Origin of the sequence: Micromonospora sp. WMMD967 (genome assembly GCF_029626165.1) — a bacterium.
Lineage (GTDB): Bacteria > Actinomycetota > Actinomycetes > Mycobacteriales > Micromonosporaceae > Micromonospora > Micromonospora taraxaci.
In genome coordinates this window covers 4,683,928-4,701,862 of record NZ_JARUBK010000001.1, presented here as the reverse complement: position 1 = coordinate 4,701,862, position 17,935 = coordinate 4,683,928, and the positions used below count along the sequence as shown (strand labels likewise).

Genomic DNA, 17,935 nt, shown 5'->3' with positions numbered 1-17,935 from the left:
AAAACTCATCACCGGGCACCTACCTGCCGGCGGCACGGTCACGCCGTGGCGGCGGCCCTGCCCACCGGAAACCGCACGCCGGTCAGGTCTTCCGACACGGCCCAGAGGCGTTGCTGCACGGTCAGGTCGTAGGACTCGGGGCTGGATGTGACCAGCTTCGGGTAGCCGCGCACCTCGCCCAGGCCGTCGGGGCCGTAGTACTGCCCGCCGAGAACGGACGGGTCGGTGGCGGCACGCAGGGTGGGCAGCGCACCGGCCGTGGCGGGCTGAGTGATCACCGGGGCGAGCAGGGTGACCGGCCGACGGACGACCGCCGGGGCGTTGCGGACCAGCTCGGTGTTGGAGACGCCGGGGTGGGCGGCCACCGCGACGGTGGCGCCGTGCGCGGAGAGGCGGCGTTGCAGCTCGTAGGTGAACATCAGGTTGGCGAGCTTCGACTGGCCGTAGGCGCCGACCCGACTGTACGAACGCTCCCACTGCAGGTCGTCGAAGTGGATGTCGGCGCGGATGCGGTGCCCGACGCTGCTGACCGTGACCACCCGGGAGCCGGGTACCGGCAGCAGCAGGTCGAGCAGCAGGCCGGTGAGCGCGAAGTGGCCCAGGTGGTTGGTGCCGAACTGCATCTCGAAGCCGTCGCGCGTGGTCTGCTTCGGGGTGTACATCACGCCGGCGTTGTTGATCAGCAGATCGATACGCGGGTGGGAGGCGCGCAGGCCGGCCGCGGCGGCGCGTACCGAGTCCAGCGAGGTCAGATCCAGCTCCCGTACGGAGACGTCGCCGTTGATCCGGGCGGCGGCCAGTTTGCCCTTCGCGGTGTCGCGCACGGCCAGCACGACCGACGCCCCGCGCTCGGCGAGCCGCCGGGCGGTCTCGAAGCCCAGTCCGGTGTTGGCGCCGGTGACCACGGCCACCCGGCCGTCCTGGCGCGGAATCTGCTGCTCGGTCCACTTCATCTCTGCTCCCCAATGTACCGCCGGTAACTTACGCCTGAAACGCTAAGGTACCGTCGGTACGTTGTCAAGAGACCGCCGGTACCTAAGCTAGGGTTGCTGTCATGACGTTCCAGCGGGCGCGCAGCGAGGAGCAGCGTGCGGTCCGACGGCAGGCGATCCTGGAGACGACCTCGGCGATGCTCGACGAGATGTCGGTGGCCGAGGTGACCCTCAACGAGCTGAGCCGGCGGGTCGGCCTGGCCAAGACGGCGGTGCTGCGCTATTTCGAGTCCCGCGAGGCGATCCTGCTCGACCTGATGGACGACCGGACGACGACCTGGCTGGCCGAGCTGGAGCGGGAGCTGGCCCACGGCGTCGACCTGAGCGGGTCCGCGATGGAACGGGCGGAGCAGGCGGCCGACGTGCTCAGCCGGTCGCTCGCCACCCAGACGGTGCTCTGTGACCTCATCGGAGCGCAGGGCGGGGTGCTCGAGCACAACGTCTCGGTCGAGGTGATCCGCCGGCACAAGCGGGCCTCGCTGGGCAACCTCGCGGTGATGGCGGGCCTCGTCCGGCGGCACCTGCCCGAGGTCGGCGACCGCGCCGAGCTGTTCTGCCTGCACGCCCTGTTCATGGCTGGCACGCTGTCCGCCTACGCCTCGCCGCCACCGAGCCTGCTCGCCGTCTACGAGTCCGAGCCGGCGCTCGCGGTCCACCATGTCGACCTGCGGACGGCCCTGCGGCTCGCGATCATCACGTCGCTCGTGGGCGTCCTGCCGCGCTTCTGAGTCCGACGCGCACGTCGCTGCGGATCGCTCCCGCTCGGCGAGGGGCTGCGGATCGTTCCCGGCCCGCGAGATCGACTCGGGTTCCGTGAAGCCGCCCTGTCCGAAGAGCCCGGACACCCCGGTTTCCGTGAAGGCGAGTCGATCGCACCGCACACAGGCGACCTTGAGGCCAACCTTAAGAAAGTTAAGGCCAGCCTCTTTGAAGTTGAAGATTCTTGAGATACAACTTTAGGTATGACAGAGCAGGCGATGGACTGGCAGGAACTGACCAGCCTGACGCGGGGCCAGCCGTTCGTCGTCGAGCGGGTGCGCCTGGCGGGCAACGGCGTCGCGATCGAGGGTGAGTTCGAGCTACCGCAACTGGCTCAGCTCAACGTCGAGGACCAGGTCTTCGTGACGGCGTTCGTGCGCTGCCACGGTTCGATCAAGGAGATGGAACGCATCTTCGGGGTGAGCTACCCGACGATCAAGTCACGACTCAACCGGATCACGCAGATGCTCGACTTCGTCGAGACCGACCCGGCACCCTCGCGGACCGACATCATCGACCGGCTGCGCCGCGGTGAGATCACCGCACAGCAGGCGTTGGCCGAGCTGGACGGCCGATCGTGATGCCGCAGCTGGTGACCGTCAAGGTCCGCCGCCCCGACCATCGGCCCCTCCGCTTCTGGGTCCCGGTGCTCCCCGTGGTGCTCGTACTCCTGCCGGTCGTGATCCTGGTCGTGCTCGCGGTGATCGTGGCCTGCCTCGTGTTCCGCATCCGTGTGATGCGGGCGCTCGGTGCCGGTTGGCGCGTCGTCTCCGCGCTGCCCGGCGCCCGCTTCGACATCGAGCAGGGCCGCCTGGCCGTGCTCGTAGCCATCCGATAGGAGAGGTTCGCATGACCGAACAACGCAAGGACATCCTCGACATGCTGGCCGCCGGCAAGATCACCGCAGAGGAGGCGGAGCAGCTCATCGCCGCCCTCGAACGGGACCAGGCACCGGCGGTGGCAGGTCACGATCTCCGGCCGAAGGGCAAGGTGAAGTACCTGCGGGTGGTGGTGGACGCCACCGACAACGGCGAGCCGTCGCGGGTCAACGTGCGGGTGCCACTGCAACTGCTGCGGGCCGGCGTACGGCTGGCGGCGCTGGTCCCGCCGCAGGCCCTGGTCAAGGCCAACGCCTCACTCAGCGACTCGGGCGTGCCGATCGACCTGACGCAGCTCAAGCCGGAGCAGTTGGAGGCGCTGGTGGAGCACCTCGACGACGTGACAGTGGAGGTGGACTCTCCCGATGCCACGGTGCGGGTCTTCTGCGAGTAGGCGCCGTCCGATGGGACGGCCCCTCGAGAGGGTGCTGGAACACCCTCCCGAGGCTGCGCCCGCCGCAGCAGAGCACAGGTGAACTGCCAACCTGAAGTCTAGCCACTCACCGGCACACCAACGGAGGGACCACTCGGACGCGTGGTCCCTCCGCTGCGTCCCGCCGAACGGTTCGCATGTCGGCAATCCGTCGTTGTCGGGGTGTCGGGCCACTCCGTAGCGTCGCGGCTACGTATCGATGCCCAGCGGAAGGACCCCTCGTGTCCGAACTCGTCGCTCCGCAGCTCGTCGTGAACAGCAGGATGATCTACTTCGGTTGGCTACCGGCCGATCCCGACGCGGTGGCCGCCCTGGTGCCGGACGGGCTAACGCCGGCACCGAACCACCAGGTCTTCATGAACCAGTACGTCGTCGACGACGCCGGCCAGACCTCCGGCTTCGGCGCGTACTCCCTGACGTACATCGGGCCAGATCTTTCCGGGGTCGACGCCCCCGACGGGGTGACGCCCGGTCGGTGGTGGACCCATTACTTCAACTCAAGCCCGGTCGTCCGGGCCTACGCCACCGCCCGGGGCGTGCCGGCGACCCCGGGCAAGACCACCATCGAGGTACGCGGGCATCGGCTGATCGCCACCACCGAGGCGGACGGCGTACCCGTGATCAGGACGACGGCCCGCGTCGGGCGCACCGGCGACGCGGTCAACCAGGGCCAACTGCGCTACCTCACCCGGCTGGACGGCAGGCTGCACAGCGGCAACTACCCGTTCGTGGCGCAGCCGGTCGACCCGTTCGCTGTCGAGTCGTTGGAGTTCCTCGAACCCGACCACCCGGTGTACGCGCTGCGTCCGGCCGACCCGCTGACCATCGTCTGGGGTTTCTACTCACCGCGCGCGTCGTTCGCCTACCCGGGCGGCGAGTCGGTGCTCGACTGACGGGACGCCCCGATCAGGGGTTGATCAGTTTCCACTCGCCTTCGGAAACGACGTCGACGGTGCCGTCGACCACGGTGATGGCGGTGTCGTCGTCGATGGCGTACGTCCGGACCGGGATTCCGGACGCCCACGTCTGGATGTCGGGCAACGTGGTGTCCTCCATGTCCGGATGGTTGAGGTGGGGGTACAGGGTGAAGTCCACCAGCCCCAACGCCCGGTCGGCGTCCTTCGCCATGTCGCTGCCGTCCGGGACGAACCCGAGATCGAATGCGGCGTCGCAGTTGTACGGGGTGACCGCGATGCTCCCGGCGCTGACTCCCACGTAGACCGTGTCGGTCAGCGAGGGCAGCAGGCCGGCCAGGCCCGACTGACGCATCCAGTGGGTCAGGTACAGCACGTCGCCGCCCCAGACGAGGAGGGCGTCGGCCTCCCGGACCGCCGGAACCCAGTTCTCCTTCCGGATCGTCGGCAGCGCGGTGAGCTCCAACAACCCCAGGGACTTCCAACCGAGCTGAGTCAGCGGGATGTCGGCCCGACCGTGAACCGCCTTCCACGCCCTCTCCGCCCCGCCGGGGAAGGGGTGGACGGCGGTGGGGATGAACAGGGCGGTGGATTCGGCGATCGGCTTGCCCAGCAGGTCGACGAGCGCGTTGGAGATGCTCGGGTTGCTGATGCCCCCCGAGGTGAGAAGGAACTTCACGCCGAAACGCCCTCCTGAAGCTAATCTACAAGCGTCGATGCTGACCGAGGAAAGGGCCCGGATCGTGACCATCGGAAACCGAACCCTCCCACGAATCCTCTCCGCCCTGCTGGCCGCCGTGCTCGCCGCCGGCCTGTCCGCGGTCGGTGCCGGACCGGCGACGGCCGGGCAGACCAGTCTGCGGGCTGCCGACCCGAGCGTGATCCGCGTCGGCGCCACCTACGTCTCCGTCCAGTCGCTCAGCGGTGGGGTCGCCGTGCGGCAGGCATCGTCACCGGACGCGCTGGCCGCCGCGCCCGCACGTCAGGTGTGGACGGACACCCGCAACCTCGGTGAGGTCTGGGCCCCGGAGATCGTCACCGACGGCGGCCGGTACTACATCTACTTCTCGGCCGGGCGCGGTGCCGCCCACCGCATGTACGTGATCCACTCGGCGTCGCCGGCCAGCGGCTACACGGCCGAGCGGCAACTCGCCCTGCCCGACGGCAAGTGGGCGATCGACGGCAGCCTGTTCACCTTCAACGGGCAGCGGTGGTTCGTCTGGTCGGGCTGGGCCGGCGACACCAACATCGAACAGAACATCTACCTCAGCCGTATGAGCGACCCGCTCACCCCGACCGGCAGCCGGTACGTCATCTCCCAACCACGGGAGAGCTGGGAGCGCGTCGTCGGCAACCCGTACATCAACGAGTCTCCCGAGGCGATCAGGGACCCCAACGGGCAACTCCACATCGTCTACTCTGCCAACGGCAGCTGGAGCGACCAGTACTGCCTGGCCGACCTGCGACTGCGCGCCGGCGGCGACCCGACGTACGTGTGGGACTGGTACAAGTCCAACGGCTGCCTGTTCGGCTCGAACCGGGCCACCATGATGGCCGGCTGGGATCCCACTCTGCACGTCAACGGGCCCGGTCATCACAGTTTCGTGCTGCTCAACGGCGACATCGCCACGAGCCCGCCGGCCGGGCCGAGGTTCCCGTTGATGTTCCACGCCGTCCCCAAGGGCACCGCGTACTCCTGGGCGAACCGGTACTGGTACACCGGCACCTTCTGCTGGTGGGGCAACACCACCTACCGCCGCGCCAACGTGCCCGGCCCGACGACCGACACCGGGTTCAGCCTGAAGTTCTTCGAGTGATCCCGCGTCGACCATGCCCGTCGGAGATCTCGCCGGTGTGTGGCGTCCTTCCGTTCGTCACCCGTCGTAGCGCCCACTCCGCCGGCCCGTACCGGTGCCGGCGCAGCCACCACGCGCTCACCGCAAGCTGCGCCGCGAAGATCAGCAATGCCAGCACGGTCGTCCCCACCGGCGACACCCTCCCGGCCAGGCCGAGCCCGATCCCGCTGAAGATGAGCAGTCCCAGCAGCGATTGCCCCAAATAGTTGGTGAGCGCGATCCGCCCCGCCGGTGCGAGGGCTGACCGCACGGACCCGAACCGCGGGCTGTGCATCATCCGCAGCAGCGTGGCCACGTACGCGGCCGTCAGCAGAGGCGCGGTCGCCGCGCTCGCACCCACGGCCAGTGACTCGCCGTTGCCGCCGCCCAGCGCGTACACCACGCCGCCCGCGACACCCACCGGGAAGCCGATGCACTGGATCCGCCGCAGCACCGGCTCGTGACCGCTGACGCCGGCGAGGAGCCGCCGTCGGCCGGCAACCATTCCGAGCAGGAACATCGCCAGCGCCGTCGGGCCCTGGAACGTCGCGGACTGGAGCACCATAAAGGGGAGCCCGGAGAGGTGGTGGCCGATGACGTCGCCCCACCCGCCGAGCATCGCGGCGGTCGCGTTCTCGGCGTTGGCCAGCGCCTCGGCTCGGGTCGGCAGGAACGCGGAGGAGTCCACGAAGAGCCCGCTGGCCAGCAGGCTCAGCAGCACGATCCCGTAGAGCACGCCGGCGACGCGCAGCGCCGTCCGGTCGCGGACCCGGCGCATCGCGAGCAGGACCAGGCAGACCACCGCGTACGTCATCAGGATGTCGCCGCCGTACAGGAGCGCGGTGTGCAGGGCGCCGAGGATGAACAGGCCGGCGATCCGGCGCAGCATCCGCGGCCCGAACGCGGCGCCCGCGCGCCCAGCCGCCGCCATCTGCAGGGTGAAGCTGTATCCGAACAGGAACGAGAAGAGGATGTAGAACTTCATGTCGACGAACACTGCGGACAGGAACCGCGCCGCGTCGTCGAGGACCGACGAGAACGCCGGATCCGTGATCAGGTTGCCCGGGTAACCGGAGGCCATGAAGGTGATGTTCACGACGAAGATCCCGAGCAGCGCGAAGCCCCGCAGCGCGTCGAGGTCGTGGAGGCGCTGCCCGGCGCTCGACCGGCTCGCCGTGGCGCCGATCGCGCCCGCTGACACGTCCATATGCTTCTTCTCCCCCGGTCCGGCCCGACGACATCTTTAATATACGGGAGATACTATCCATGGGACACAATGTGCCGTCAATGGCCGACGACGTGCCCGCCGACCTGGCGCGGCTCTGGCGACTCCCGACGCCCGCACGCCGCGGCCGGCCCGCCGAACTCGACGTCGAGCGGGTCGTCGGCACTGCGGTGGACCTGGCGGACCACGAAGGGCTGGACGGGGTGACCCTGCAGAAGGTCGCGCAGACTCTCGGCTTCACCAAGATGTCGCTCTATCGGCACGTGGGCTCGAAAGAGGAACTCCTCGAACTGATGACCGACCACGCCACCGGATCCGCCCCCCGGCTGGCCGCGGACAACTGGCGTGACGGCGTGCATCGCTGGGCGGCGGCGATCCGCGCCCGGTACGCCGAACACCCGTGGCTCGTGGAGGTTCCGATCGCCGGCCCACCCCGAGGGCCGAACGCCATCGGCTGGATGGATGCGTTCCTGCGGGTCCTGCACGACACCGGCCTGGATCCGAGGACGAAGGCAGGCGTACTCGTCGTCGTCAGCGGTTACGTGCGCAACGCGATCCTGCAGGGCCGGCAGATGGCCGAGGGCCGCAGCGGCACCGGGCTCAGCCAGGCCGACGTCGAGCAGAACTACGGCCACGCCCTCGCCGCGCTCGTCCGCCCGGAGCGCTTCCCCGAGGCCGCGCCGCTGTTCGCGGCGGGCGCGTTCGAGAGCGAGCCGGGCGAGGACCCGGAGGACCAGGACTTCACCTTCGGCCTGAACCTGATCCTCGACGGTGTCGAGGCCGCCATCGCGCGGCGCACGTCCTGAACCGCAGCACCCTCCATGGCAGCCGTCCCGCGGCCCGCCGCAGAGAGCGATATACCTGTGAGTCATATCTATGACTCACAGGTATATCGCCTACGCGTCATAGTGCGGCGAGGGCTCGTGCTGGCCGGCGTCACGGCTCGGACCGTCAGATCAGCCGGAACTGACGGGTCCGTGGGGCGACGGGGCTCGGCAGTCGATGACGCCGTCACCGCCGTCTGACGCGAGTGTCAGCTGGGCGGAGGCGGGCACTCCAGGACCGCGATCGAGTTTCCGGCGAACAGCCCCAGGTGCGGGTGCCCGGAGAAGATCTGGACAGCTTCGTCGTGCGAGCCCGCTTCGACGACGGTGTAGCCGGTCAGCGAGTCGGTGACGTCCTCGACACCCTGCGCGGTGACCAGCTTCTTCGCGTTCAGCGGAGCGCCCGGGTCGACGATGGCCTTCTCGTTGGCCTGCGCCCACGACGCCCAGGCGTTGATGAACTCGGTCTGCCGCTGTTCGGTGAGGTCGGCCTTGCCGGCCTCGTCAGCCGCACCGTGGAAGAGCGCGAGGAATCTGCCCATCCCCGCATCGTATCGAGCGGCATCAGGCGGGTGGTGATCGCTCCGACCGTCAGGCCGCGCCGAGACCGTTCATGAAGGTGGCTACGACGAGGTCGGCGGCTTGCGGTGGCGTCAGGGTGGGGAACTGGTGGGCGGCGGCGTCGACGAGTTGGTCGAGGACCGTTCGCGCCCAGGTGATGTCCACGTCGCCGCGCAGGTATCCCTCGTCTCGCAACCGGCGGATGAAGGCGTCGACCCGGGCGCTCTGCTCCTGACGGCGGATGCTGGCGGCAGGGTCGTTCTGCATCAGGCGGCGAGTGTCGAGAGGCCATTCGCGGCTGACGGGGACGATTCCCTCCACGTAGCGGTGCAGGGCGACGGGCACGGGGGCCTCGGTCAGGCGGGCCTCGTCTAGGACGTTCTCGGCGGAGTCGAGCTTGGCCTCGAAGACGGCACTGAGCAGGGCTTCGCGGTTCGCGAAGCGGCGGTGCACGGTGGTGCGGTCCACTCCGGCGGCAGCGGCGACGGCTGACATGGAGGTGCCGGGGTCCTCGGCCAGAAGTCGAGCTCCGGCGCGGAGGACCGCATCCAGATTACGGGCGGCGTCAGCTCTCATGGTGCCGCGATCATACTCGATTGTTTCAGCTACCCGGCAATCTTCTGCGTGTGAGTTGCGGAACAGAATTTTACTGCCTCGGTCTTGTTGTATTTAGCAGCCGTAACTCTACGGTTGTGTTGCTGCCCGCTTCGGGTGGCGAGAAATGACAAGCGGGAGGACACGTACGATGACAAGGACTTGGCTGATCACCGGTGGCTCGCAGGGACTGGGCAAGGCACTGGTGCTCGCAGCGCTGGAGGCCGGCGACCGAGTAGTGGCGACGTCCCGCAAGCCGGAAGCGCTGGCTTCCCTGGTGGCAGAGCACCCCGAGCGTCTCGCGGCCGTCGCGCTCGACGTCACCTCCCCGGCGCAGGCCCGAGAGGTGGTCGCCGCGGCGGTGCAGCGGTTCGGATCCATCGACCTGGTGGTCAACAACGCGGGCTACGCCACCAGCGGCTCGATCGAGGACTTCCCCGAGGAGGAATTCCGCGCGCAGGTCGAGGCGAACCTGTACGGCGTGGTCAATGTGACGAGGGCGGTCCTACCCGTGATGCGCGGGCAGCGCTCCGGGCACATCGTGCAGATCTCCTCGATCGGCGGCCGCGCAGGCGGCACCCCCGGCCTGGGTGCCTACCAGACGGCGAAGTTTGCTGTGGAGGGCTTCTCCGAGGTCCTTGCCAACGAAGTGGCCCCCTTGGGCATCAAGGTCACCATCGTCGAGCCGGGCGGCATCCGCACCGGCTGGGCCGCCGGGGCCGCCGAGCCCTCCGGTCCCATCACGCCTGACTACGCGCAGACGGTTGGCGTGTGGCTGGATCGATTCGCGCAGTACGCCGGGAACGAGCCCGGCGACCCGGACCGCATGGCCCGCGCCATCGTCGACACCGTGGACGCCGCGGAGCCTCCGCGCCGGCTACTGCTCGGCAGCGACGCGCTAGGGATCGCGATCAGCTCCGAGGAAGGCCGTATTGCGGAAGCCAACTCGTGGGCCAAGGTGAGCCGCTCCACGGACTACCCCACCGAATGACCGACACCCGTGGTGGCTCGGAACGTGCAGCGGGGCGACCCGGCCACGATGGCCGCCGCGATCCTGAGGCTCACCCAAGAGCCGGCGCCGCCGATGCGGCTTCCGCTCGGCTCCTCCACCCCTTCTCATCTCAAGGAATCAAACATGACTGTGCGCGACAAGCTCTACATCGGTGGTTCCTGGGTGACTCCCAGCGCGCCGGAGCTGATGCTCGACATCCTGTCCCCGCACGACCAGTCGGTGCTCGGCCGCGTGGCGCAGGCCGCACCAGCCGACATCGACAAGGCTGTCGCCGCCGCGCGTGAGGCGTTCGATCACGGTCCGTGGCCGCGCACCTCGCCGAAGGAGCGCCAAGACGTCGTGCGTCGTTACGACGCGCTGCGTACCGCCCGGGCGGACGAGATCGCCGCGGCGATCTCCAGGGAGAACGGCTCGGCAGGCTGGTTCACCAAGATCGGTCAACCCTTCCTGACCCGTCAGACCAACGCCTACCTCCAGGCAGCCGAGGAGTTCGGCTGGGAGGAAATCGTCGCGCCGTCCGACCCTTCGGTGGCCTTCGACACCATCGTCCGGCGCGAGGCGATCGGTGTGGTCGCTGCGGTCATCCCGTGGAACTCCCCGTTCTCCGCCGCCACCGCGAAGCTGATCCCGGCTCTGCTGGCGGGCAACACCGTCGTGCTCAAGGTCTCCCCGGAGAACTCGCTGAGCATGATGCTGCTGGCGGATCTCTGGCACGAGGCCGGGCTGCCCGAAGGCGTCCTCAGTGTGCTCCCGGCGGACCGGGAAACCAGCGAGCACCTCGTCTCGCACGCCGACGTCGACAAGATCTCCTTCACCGGCTCGACCCGCGCCGGCCGGCGGATCGCGGCGATCGCCGGGCAGCAACTCAAGCGCGTCGGTCTGGAACTGGGCGGCAAGTCCGCCGCACTGATCCTGGACGACGCGGACCTGGCCGCCGCGATGCAGGGCCTGCGGTTCGGATCGCTGGGCAACAACGGCGAGGCATGCATCCTGCAGACCCGCATCCTGGCTCCACGCAGCCGTTACGAGGAGGTTGTCACCGCTGTGAAAGACATGGTCGAGTCGCTGAAGGTCGGCGACCCCGCCGCATCCGACACCTTCATCGGCCCGATGATCCGCCGCGACCAGCAGCAACGTGTCATCGACTACATCACCATCGGCATCGAGGACGGCGCGCGTCTGGTGACCGGCGGCCCGCAGATCCCCGCCGGCCTGGAGAAGGGCAACTACGTCACCCCGACCGTGTTCGCCGACGTCGACAACGGCATGCGCATCGCGCAGGAGGAGATTTTCGGCCCGGTCCTGGTCGTCATCGCCTACGACGACGATGACGACGCCGTGCGGATTGCCAACGACTCCGAGTACGGCCTGTCCGGCGGAGTCTGGTCCGCGGACGTTGCCCGCGCCCTGGCCGTCGCCCGCCGGCTGCGCACGGGCACTGTCACGCTGAACGGCTCGCCGATCAGCTTCGACGGACCCTTCGGTGGCTACAAGGCCAGCGGTCTCGGCCGCGAGTACGGCAAGGTCGGCCTGACCGGCTACGTCGAGCATAAGTCGATCACCCGCACCCGGTAATCGTGAGATCTTCGATGGGAAGAAGCCGCGCTCCGACCACGGGTTGCCCGCCGCTGGCACCATCGGTCCGGTGAACGTTCGTCGCCTGGCGGCCATCGACATGCACGGCAGCCGGGGAACCATCCGCCGACGGCGGATCATCCTGGCCGAGTTCCTCGTCGGCGTGGTGCTGATGGTGACGTGGGGCGGTTGGCTGCTGACGACATCGGACGGCTTCGGCACCCGAGCGTTCGGCCTGTGGTTGGTCGGCGCGGGTCTCAACTACGCGCCACTGTCGGTGTACGCGCTCGCACTGATGCGGCCCGGCGCCCTCGACGCCGAGCTGGCCGGGGTCGACATCGACGGGGAACTGCGCCGCTACACAGTGCTTCAGCTCTGGGTCTTCGTGCCGCTGTCGCTGGTGACCTTCGCCGTCCGCGACGCCCTGGCCCGGCGTAGGGCCGGATGACGGCCGACTGAGCGGGGTCGGCTCGTCAGCTCTTGGCCTTGCTGCGACGGGGCCGCCGACGAGGGGTTTCGTCACCGCCGGCCAGCCGGGTGAAGGTCAGCATGTTCGCCAGCGCCACGGCGATGATCGCGAGGCCGACCTGGATCGCGAGCACGATCCAGTCCCAGCGCAGCACCCACACCTTCACACCGGCGTCGTCGTCGACATGGAGTGCCCTGGCGACCACTGTGCCCAGCACCGCCGAGCCGACGCCGAGGACGAACGTGGCGAAGACGCCGATCCGCTGCCTCCCCGGCAGGATGAGTCGCCCGAGCAGGCCGACGAGGGCGCCGATGAGCACCGCGCCGAGATAACCGGTTACCAGCATTGCTGTCTCTCCCCTCCAGCAGTGCCGACATACATGCCCGAATCTCACGTTCCCGGAAACCCCGCCCCGATCAGGGGCCACGGTGATGTCACCCGGACCCTCTACTCTGGCGGAGCTTTCGCACCCGACCGAAGGACGCCCCATGGCCCGCCCCTACCAGCCCGGCCCGAAGCAGTTCGTCTTCGCCACCGGTGACGGCGACGATCACCGCGTCACGGTGGGCGACCCGCAGGAGGCGTACGTGTCGTTCTCCGCGTTCTTCCGAGGTCGGGAGGCTGACACGTACACGATCGCCGACGCACCGGCGCGGCAGCGCCTGGTGCTCATGCCGCGTCGGGGGGTCATCTCCCGGATCACGGAGGCGGACCACCAGCGGTCGGAACACCTCCTGGTCGACAGGGCCAACCGCTACCTGCCGAGCGCGATGCTGTTCTTCGAGAACGGTTACGCCGGCCTCGACCACTTCGGCCAGTGGTTCTCCGACCTTGCCGATCTCGACGCGTCACCGGAGACCCGGGGTGCCGCCCGCGCCGCCACGTTCACGACGGAGGCAGCGGCCATCGACGAGGTGGGCCGGATCTGGGCGGATTCCGGCTACGTCGACCCGACCGACCAGTTCTACATCTTCTTCGATTCGAAGGACGTCGACGACGACCGGGCCGACCGCGCCGAACTGCTCCAGTTGGTCGAGTTCCTCGGTCTCGAACGGGTCGACGCCCCGGCCGGAGCCGCCGGGGGCGAGGTCTGGGTGCGCTCCGACCCACGCCTCGACGCCCAATGCGAACAGTGGGCGTGACGACCCGGCCTACGTCACCTCGTCCACCTGCTATCGGTTTGCGTGCCGGCCGTACCGCGCGACCATGGTGCGGACGGCGTCGTCCACCACCGTGATGACGCGCTCCGGGGTGACCGTCCATCCCGGGACCAGCAGGCTCGGCCAGAACACGTAGTTGGAGATCATCCCGAGGAACTGCGTCGTGGCCATCTGCGGGTCCGTGATGTCCGCCGTTCCCGCGTCGCGCTCGGCGATGAGGTAGGCCCGCACCGTCTCGAAGTACGGCAGCTTGCCCTCCGCGAAGTGCGCCTTGGCCAACTCCGGGAAGCGGGGCAGCTCGGCGATGACGATGCGGAACAGATCCGCCATCCCCGGTCGGCCCAACAGCGCCGCATAGTGCCGCCCGAGCGTGGTCAGGCCGGCTACCAGGTCGCCCGCTGACGGCACCTCGACGTCGTCACCACCGGCCCAGGAGTCGACGACGATGGCGTCGAACAGGGCCGCTTTCGTCGGGAACTGCTTGAACAGCGTGGCCTTCGACACCCCGGCTTCCTCGGCGATGCGCGCCAGCGACGCCCGGTCGTAGCCCAACTCGAGGAAAAGCTGCGTGGCGGCCTGCACGATCAGCGTGCGCTTCTCCTGAGCCACCCGCTGGTGATAGGTCGTCATGCGGTCATCATAGCGAGGTGAGTGGGTTGACTCACCACTCGCGGCGACGTACCGTTGCCATGGTGAGTCGCTCGACTCACCATCTGCCCCTCACGGAGGACCGCATGTCCCGCTTCATCGCTCACACAGTTCTCGTCACCGGCGGCGCGGGTGGGCAGGGCGCCAGCCACGTACGCGCCTTCCACGCCGAGGGCGCCAACGTCGTCATCGCCGGCATCGACCCCGAGCGCGGTGCCACCCTCGCCGCCGAACTGGGTGACAGAGCACTTTCCGTACGCCTCGACGTCGCCGACGAGAAGTCGTGGGCCGACGCCGTCGCCGCGACCGAGGACACGTTCGGCGCGCTCACCATCCTGGTCAACAACGCCGGCGTGCAGAACCCGCCGGCCCTGATCGAGTCCACCGATCAGGCCACGTGGGCGCGCATCCTCGACGTCAACCTCACCGGCACGTTCCTCGGCATCAAGACCGCCACACCAGCGCTGCGACGAGCGGGCGGTGGGGTGATCGTCAACATCGCCTCCGTCATGGGCACCGGAGGCACCGCCTTCTACGCGCCCTACGTCGCCAGCAAGTGGGCCATCCGCGGGCTCACCCAGACCGCCGCCCTCGAACTGGGACGCGACAACATCCGCGTCAACACCATTCACCCCGGCGTCGTCGCCACGAAGTTCATCACCGAACCAGCTGCCGGGGCCGACGCGCCGATCGCCGACTTCTACAACCCCGAGCCGTTCGCCGTGCCCCGGCTCGGGCAACCCGCCGACATCACCGCGACGCTGCTGTTCCTCGCCTCGTCCGACGCCGCGTTCATCACCGGCGCCGAGCACATCGTCGACGGCGGGCTGCTCCTGGGACCCGCCCTGAAGAACGAGGCCGCATGACGTCCTGTCGCACCTAGTCCTCGTCCTGCCACCTGCGCACATCCGTCTGGTCGTGATACGGCATCCGGTCGGGCGTGGTGATGAACTCCATCGTCGTGCCCCAGGGCGTGCGGCAGTAGCAGACCCTGTTTCCCGGGCCTTGTTCGGTCGTGTAGGGAATAGGGCGAGGCTCCGTGAGGGGGGTGCCTCCGGCCCTTCTCAAGCGCTCGACCGACGCGTCGATGTCGTCGGTATAGAGGCCGAAGTGCGTGATGCCGAAGTCGCTCGGCCGGACCGGCTCGGCTTGTTCGGGGCCGTGCATTTCGAAGAGCTCGAAGTCGGGTCCGGTGCCGATCTTGACCATCGCCTGCGCGCGCACGACCGTTCCCGGGTGAGCACCGACGGCCCGCTCGAATTCGGGGCCCTGCCGAGGCGGATCCTGCGGTCCGAAGGACTGATAGATCACCTGGGCGCCGAAGGCTTCCACGAAGAACGTCTTCGCGGCTTCGATGTCCGGCACCGTGATGCCGATGTGGTTGACGCCGCGAATGACAGGTGCGCTCATGACAGCTTTCCCTTCTTGATGAGCCGATCGGCGCGGTCGCAGAGGGTCACATGGCCGTGAGGAAATCGATCAGAGCTGCCGCGACGTCATCCGGCCGTTCCTCCGCGAGGTAGTGGCTGGACCGCGCAACCGGGCCGCCCGTCACGTTGCTGGCGAACTCCTTGAGCATCGGCACCATCTGTCCACCAAAGCGCTGGTCCCCGCCGAGACCCAGCACCGGAATCTCCAGCGGCTTCTTCTTGTACTCGAGCGCAGCGGCATGGTCGGCGGCGAGGGTCCGATACCACTCCAGGCCGCCGCGGGTGCGCCCCGGAAGCGCCATCGCTTTCGCGTAGATGTCGATGTCCGCCGGATCGAACGTGCTGTGGTCGTAGAACCGCTCAGCCATGAAGGTCGACACGTAGTCGTACTCACGGCCGTGGATCAGGCGCTCGGGTAGATCCCGGTTCATGTGGAAGCTGAAGTGCCAGAGTTTCCCGGTCGCCGCCTCCCATCCGGTCCAGCCGGGAAGCGGAACGTCGAGGACGGCCAGGTGGGTGACAGCCTGCCGATAGATGGCGGCCTGTGGCAGGGCGACCATCCCGCCGATGTCGTGCCCGCACACCGCGTAGCGCTCATACCCGAGGGCAACCATCACGTCGTGCCCGTCGCCCGCCATCGTCGCCTTGTCATAGCCGTCGAGGGGGCAGTCGGAGAAGCCCGCGCCGCGCATGTCGATGGCCACCACGCTGAAACGCTCAGCCAGCAGCGGCATCACACGGTGCCAACCCCACCACGTTTCCGGCCATCCGTGCAGCAGGAGGACCGGCGGGCCCGAGCCTCCCGTGACAGCGTTGATCTTGATGCCATTCGCCGGCACCAACTGCTGGGTGAACCCCGTCAAAGCTGCGATCATGATCGCTTTCCCGTCAGATGGTGACGTTCGAAAAAGCTCGCGGCCAACGGTCAGGGGTGTCGCGCCAGGCGTCGATATCGCTGCTGCCGCCACCACGAACCGTCACATCGGCCATGATTGAGCGGTTCTCAGGCGTCTCAGATCAAGCTACCGCGACCAGGTAGGTCCCGGGCACGTAACTGGTCAGGTCCCGACTGAGTCTCACCGGGTGAGGCCGACCAGCGTCGCCAGTCGCGCCACACCGGCCGGCGCCGGCTGCGCGCGGGCGACATCCGCGATGACGGTACGCGCCGACGCCCGGCACCGAACCTCAGCCGGCGCGACGCTGTCCGCGTCCACCAGGGCCCGTGCCGCCCCACGCACGTCGCCCAGGTGCAGGTACGCCCGCGCGACGTCGACCAGGTACGCACCCCGATACTCAGCCGGCAACCGCCGCCACCCCTCCCGCCGCACGACGCTCGAGTGCCTCCGTAACGCCTCGGCGGCGTCACCACGTTGTGCCGCCACGAGAACCCGGGCCAGCTCGACGGCGACCGGCCCGAAGCCGGTGCGGTGCGTGTCGTCGTACCCCCTCAGCCTGGCGGCGACGCCCGCCGCCCGATCGGTCAGCTCGTCGGCGCGGCGGTGCTCGCCGCATCCGGCGGCAGCAAGCGCGGCCTGCACCAGCAACGTCCCACCCACCGCCCTCCCCCGGTGATCGCCCTGCCCCTCACCTCCACTCCCGCCGTCGCCCTCGCTCCCGCCTTCGTGATCAAGACGTTTGCGGCAGGTTTGATCTCCACAAGCGCCGCAAACCTCTTGATCACCGAAGTGGGCTGACTGTGGAAGGACGCGGTTGGCGGCGGGGAGCAGCGCGGCCAGGGCCAGGCGGTCGCGGCCCTGCGCGCGGAGCGCCTGACCCACCGAGATGGTCGCGGTCGCCGCGAGCAGCCTGTCGTCGCCGGCGGCGGACATCGCCCGGTCAGCGGCCAGCCAGCCGAGATCGGCCTCGCCGAGCTTGACCAGCAGAGACGAGGTGATCCGGTACGCCTGCACCAGCGACTCTGCTTTCTGCGCGGCCCGAGCGGCGTCGAGCAGACCCGGCACCACCCGCACCAACTGCCCGTAGTGCGCGTGCTGGTAGCTCAACCACGCATGCCCTACCTGCCGTCTCAGCTCGTCCGTCTGCGGTGGAGCCTGCGGGCTGTCGTAGCGGGCGAGCGCGGCCCGAATGTCGTCCACCCCGTCCGGCGTACCCGCCGGAGTGCTCCGCGGCTGGCCGAGCAGCACCTCCGGCTCCACCCGCAGGACGTGGGCCAGTTCCTGAATCACCGAGTACCGGTCCAGGGTGCGAGCACCCCGCTCGATCTTGTCCACCCAGCTCTTCGACCTGCGCAGCCGGTCGGCAAGCATCTGCTGCGTCATCGACCGCCGCACCCGCCAGCTCGCAACGCGACGGCCGATGGGGATGTCATCGCTGGTCACGCCGCCACCGCCGGTCCGGGACCACGCGGGTCGTGTCGTCAACGGGTACGCGCTCCGCCTCGGCCTGCGCCAGGAGGCGCTGCTTGGCAGCCTCCCGCTCGGCCGCCTCACGTTTACTTGCTGCTTCGTTGCTTTGCACAGCCACCTCCGTCAACCGGGGCGCGACGCTCAGACTTCGCCGTCACCCAGGACTCCTGCTTAGCGAAGCGGGCAGCCGATCGACGGACCAGATAGCAAGTAATGCGCTCGATTGCGCTGCTCAGGACGTGGGTTGCGCGGGGTTGCGC

Annotated in this window: 22 protein-coding genes; 12 read left to right on the top strand and 10 right to left on the bottom strand. The window is 68.8% G+C overall.

What is annotated here, in order from left to right:
• Positions 1-38: 38 nt before the first annotated feature.
• Positions 39-953 carry an SDR family NAD(P)-dependent oxidoreductase gene (locus O7631_RS21125; protein WP_278145820.1) on the bottom strand — a complete coding sequence of 305 codons (915 nt, stop codon included), beginning with the start codon at positions 951-953 and terminating at the stop codon, positions 39-41.
• 101 nt (positions 954-1,054) lie between these two features.
• On the opposite strand from O7631_RS21125, the gene O7631_RS21120 reads away from it, so the two are divergent.
• The 5 genes from O7631_RS21120 to O7631_RS21100 all read left to right on the top strand — a co-directional run bounded on the left by O7631_RS21120 (position 1,055) and on the right by O7631_RS21100 (position 3,955).
• Positions 1,055-1,720, top strand: coding sequence for a TetR family transcriptional regulator (locus tag O7631_RS21120; protein WP_278145819.1), 666 nt, complete (start codon positions 1,055-1,057; stop codon positions 1,718-1,720).
• Positions 1,721-1,954: 234 nt separating this feature from the next.
• Positions 1,955-2,332: a DUF2089 domain-containing protein gene (locus O7631_RS21115; protein ID WP_278145818.1), complete on the top strand. Its 378-nt coding sequence runs from the start codon at positions 1,955-1,957 to the stop codon at positions 2,330-2,332.
• A complete protein-coding gene (locus O7631_RS21110; RefSeq protein WP_278145817.1) occupies positions 2,332-2,589 on the top strand; it encodes a hypothetical protein in 258 nt (85 codons plus the stop codon). Before O7631_RS21115 ends, O7631_RS21110 begins: the two co-directional genes overlap by 1 nt.
• 11 nt (positions 2,590-2,600) lie before the next feature.
• Positions 2,601-3,023 (top strand): hypothetical protein, encoded by a 423-nt coding sequence (locus O7631_RS21105; RefSeq protein WP_145782471.1) that lies wholly within the window; start codon positions 2,601-2,603, stop codon positions 3,021-3,023.
• A gap of 260 nt (positions 3,024-3,283) precedes the next feature.
• Positions 3,284-3,955, top strand: coding sequence for a hypothetical protein (locus O7631_RS21100; protein ID WP_278145816.1), 672 nt, complete (start codon positions 3,284-3,286; stop codon positions 3,953-3,955).
• A 13-nt stretch (positions 3,956-3,968) separates the two neighbouring features.
• On the opposite strand, the gene O7631_RS21095 is transcribed toward O7631_RS21100, so the two are convergent.
• Complete coding sequence (locus tag O7631_RS21095; RefSeq protein WP_278145815.1) at positions 3,969-4,655, bottom strand: Type 1 glutamine amidotransferase-like domain-containing protein; 687 nt, start codon at positions 4,653-4,655, stop codon at positions 3,969-3,971.
• Positions 4,656-4,719: 64 nt separating this feature from the next.
• Here O7631_RS21095 and O7631_RS21090 point away from each other — a divergent pair, with 64 nt between their 5' ends.
• Complete coding sequence (locus O7631_RS21090) at positions 4,720-5,793, top strand: glycoside hydrolase family 43 protein (RefSeq protein WP_278145814.1); 1,074 nt, start codon at positions 4,720-4,722, stop codon at positions 5,791-5,793.
• Here the strand turns inward: O7631_RS21090 and O7631_RS21085 are convergent.
• Positions 5,771-7,018, bottom strand: a complete 1,248-nt coding sequence (locus tag O7631_RS21085) for a DUF418 domain-containing protein (protein WP_278145813.1) — start codon at positions 7,016-7,018, stop codon at positions 5,771-5,773. The two genes, O7631_RS21090 and O7631_RS21085, sit on opposite strands and share 23 nt — an antisense overlap.
• 80 nt (positions 7,019-7,098) lie before the next feature.
• On the opposite strand from O7631_RS21085, the gene O7631_RS21080 reads away from it, so the two are divergent.
• On the top strand, positions 7,099-7,842 hold the full coding sequence (locus O7631_RS21080; RefSeq protein ID WP_278145812.1) for a TetR/AcrR family transcriptional regulator: 744 nt from the start codon (positions 7,099-7,101) through the stop codon (positions 7,840-7,842).
• Positions 7,843-8,069: 227 nt separating this feature from the next.
• Here the strand turns inward: O7631_RS21080 and O7631_RS21075 are convergent, their stop codons facing one another.
• Positions 8,070-8,402 carry a hypothetical protein gene (locus O7631_RS21075; RefSeq protein ID WP_278145811.1) on the bottom strand — a complete coding sequence of 111 codons (333 nt, stop codon included), beginning with the start codon at positions 8,400-8,402 and terminating at the stop codon, positions 8,070-8,072.
• A gap of 49 nt (positions 8,403-8,451) precedes the next feature.
• Positions 8,452-8,997: a TetR/AcrR family transcriptional regulator gene (locus tag O7631_RS21070; RefSeq protein ID WP_278145810.1), complete on the bottom strand. Its 546-nt coding sequence runs from the start codon at positions 8,995-8,997 to the stop codon at positions 8,452-8,454.
• Between the two features lie 169 nt (positions 8,998-9,166).
• On the opposite strand from O7631_RS21070, the gene O7631_RS21065 reads away from it, so the two are divergent.
• The 3 genes from O7631_RS21065 (at position 9,167) to O7631_RS21055 (ending at position 12,050) form a co-directional block, all read left to right on the top strand.
• A complete protein-coding gene (locus O7631_RS21065; protein ID WP_278145809.1) occupies positions 9,167-10,006 on the top strand; it encodes an oxidoreductase in 840 nt (279 codons plus the stop codon).
• A gap of 48 nt (positions 10,007-10,054) precedes the next feature.
• Entirely contained in the window at positions 10,055-11,602 is a 1,548-nt protein-coding gene (locus tag O7631_RS21060) for an aldehyde dehydrogenase (protein ID WP_278145808.1), read from the top strand.
• Positions 11,603-11,672: 70 nt separating this feature from the next.
• Positions 11,673-12,050, top strand: coding sequence for a hypothetical protein (locus O7631_RS21055; protein WP_278145807.1), 378 nt, complete (start codon positions 11,673-11,675; stop codon positions 12,048-12,050).
• A gap of 25 nt (positions 12,051-12,075) precedes the next feature.
• On the opposite strand, the gene O7631_RS21050 is transcribed toward O7631_RS21055, so the two are convergent.
• Positions 12,076-12,417: a GlsB/YeaQ/YmgE family stress response membrane protein gene (locus O7631_RS21050; RefSeq protein WP_278145806.1), complete on the bottom strand. Its 342-nt coding sequence runs from the start codon at positions 12,415-12,417 to the stop codon at positions 12,076-12,078.
• 142 nt (positions 12,418-12,559) lie between these two features.
• Here O7631_RS21050 and O7631_RS21045 point away from each other — a divergent pair, with 142 nt between their 5' ends.
• A complete protein-coding gene (locus tag O7631_RS21045) occupies positions 12,560-13,213 on the top strand; it encodes a hypothetical protein (RefSeq protein WP_278145805.1) in 654 nt (217 codons plus the stop codon).
• Positions 13,214-13,243: 30 nt separating this feature from the next.
• On the opposite strand, the gene O7631_RS21040 is transcribed toward O7631_RS21045, so the two are convergent.
• Positions 13,244-13,861 (bottom strand): TetR/AcrR family transcriptional regulator, encoded by a 618-nt coding sequence (locus O7631_RS21040; RefSeq protein ID WP_278145804.1) that lies wholly within the window; start codon positions 13,859-13,861, stop codon positions 13,244-13,246.
• A gap of 104 nt (positions 13,862-13,965) precedes the next feature.
• Between O7631_RS21040 and O7631_RS21035 the strand changes: the two genes are divergently transcribed.
• Positions 13,966-14,745 carry a glucose 1-dehydrogenase gene (locus O7631_RS21035; RefSeq protein ID WP_278145803.1) on the top strand — a complete coding sequence of 260 codons (780 nt, stop codon included), beginning with the start codon at positions 13,966-13,968 and terminating at the stop codon, positions 14,743-14,745.
• A gap of 13 nt (positions 14,746-14,758) precedes the next feature.
• On the opposite strand, the gene O7631_RS21030 is transcribed toward O7631_RS21035, so the two are convergent.
• The 3 genes from O7631_RS21030 to O7631_RS21020 form a co-directional block, all read right to left on the bottom strand.
• Positions 14,759-15,289, bottom strand: a complete 531-nt coding sequence (locus O7631_RS21030; RefSeq protein WP_278145802.1) for a VOC family protein — start codon at positions 15,287-15,289, stop codon at positions 14,759-14,761.
• 46 nt (positions 15,290-15,335) lie between these two features.
• Positions 15,336-16,184, bottom strand: a complete 849-nt coding sequence (locus O7631_RS21025; RefSeq protein ID WP_278145801.1) for an alpha/beta hydrolase — start codon at positions 16,182-16,184, stop codon at positions 15,336-15,338.
• A 201-nt stretch (positions 16,185-16,385) separates the two neighbouring features.
• Positions 16,386-17,648: a helix-turn-helix domain-containing protein gene (locus O7631_RS21020; protein WP_278145800.1), complete on the bottom strand. Its 1,263-nt coding sequence runs from the start codon at positions 17,646-17,648 to the stop codon at positions 16,386-16,388.
• Positions 17,649-17,935: the final 287 nt, after the last annotated feature.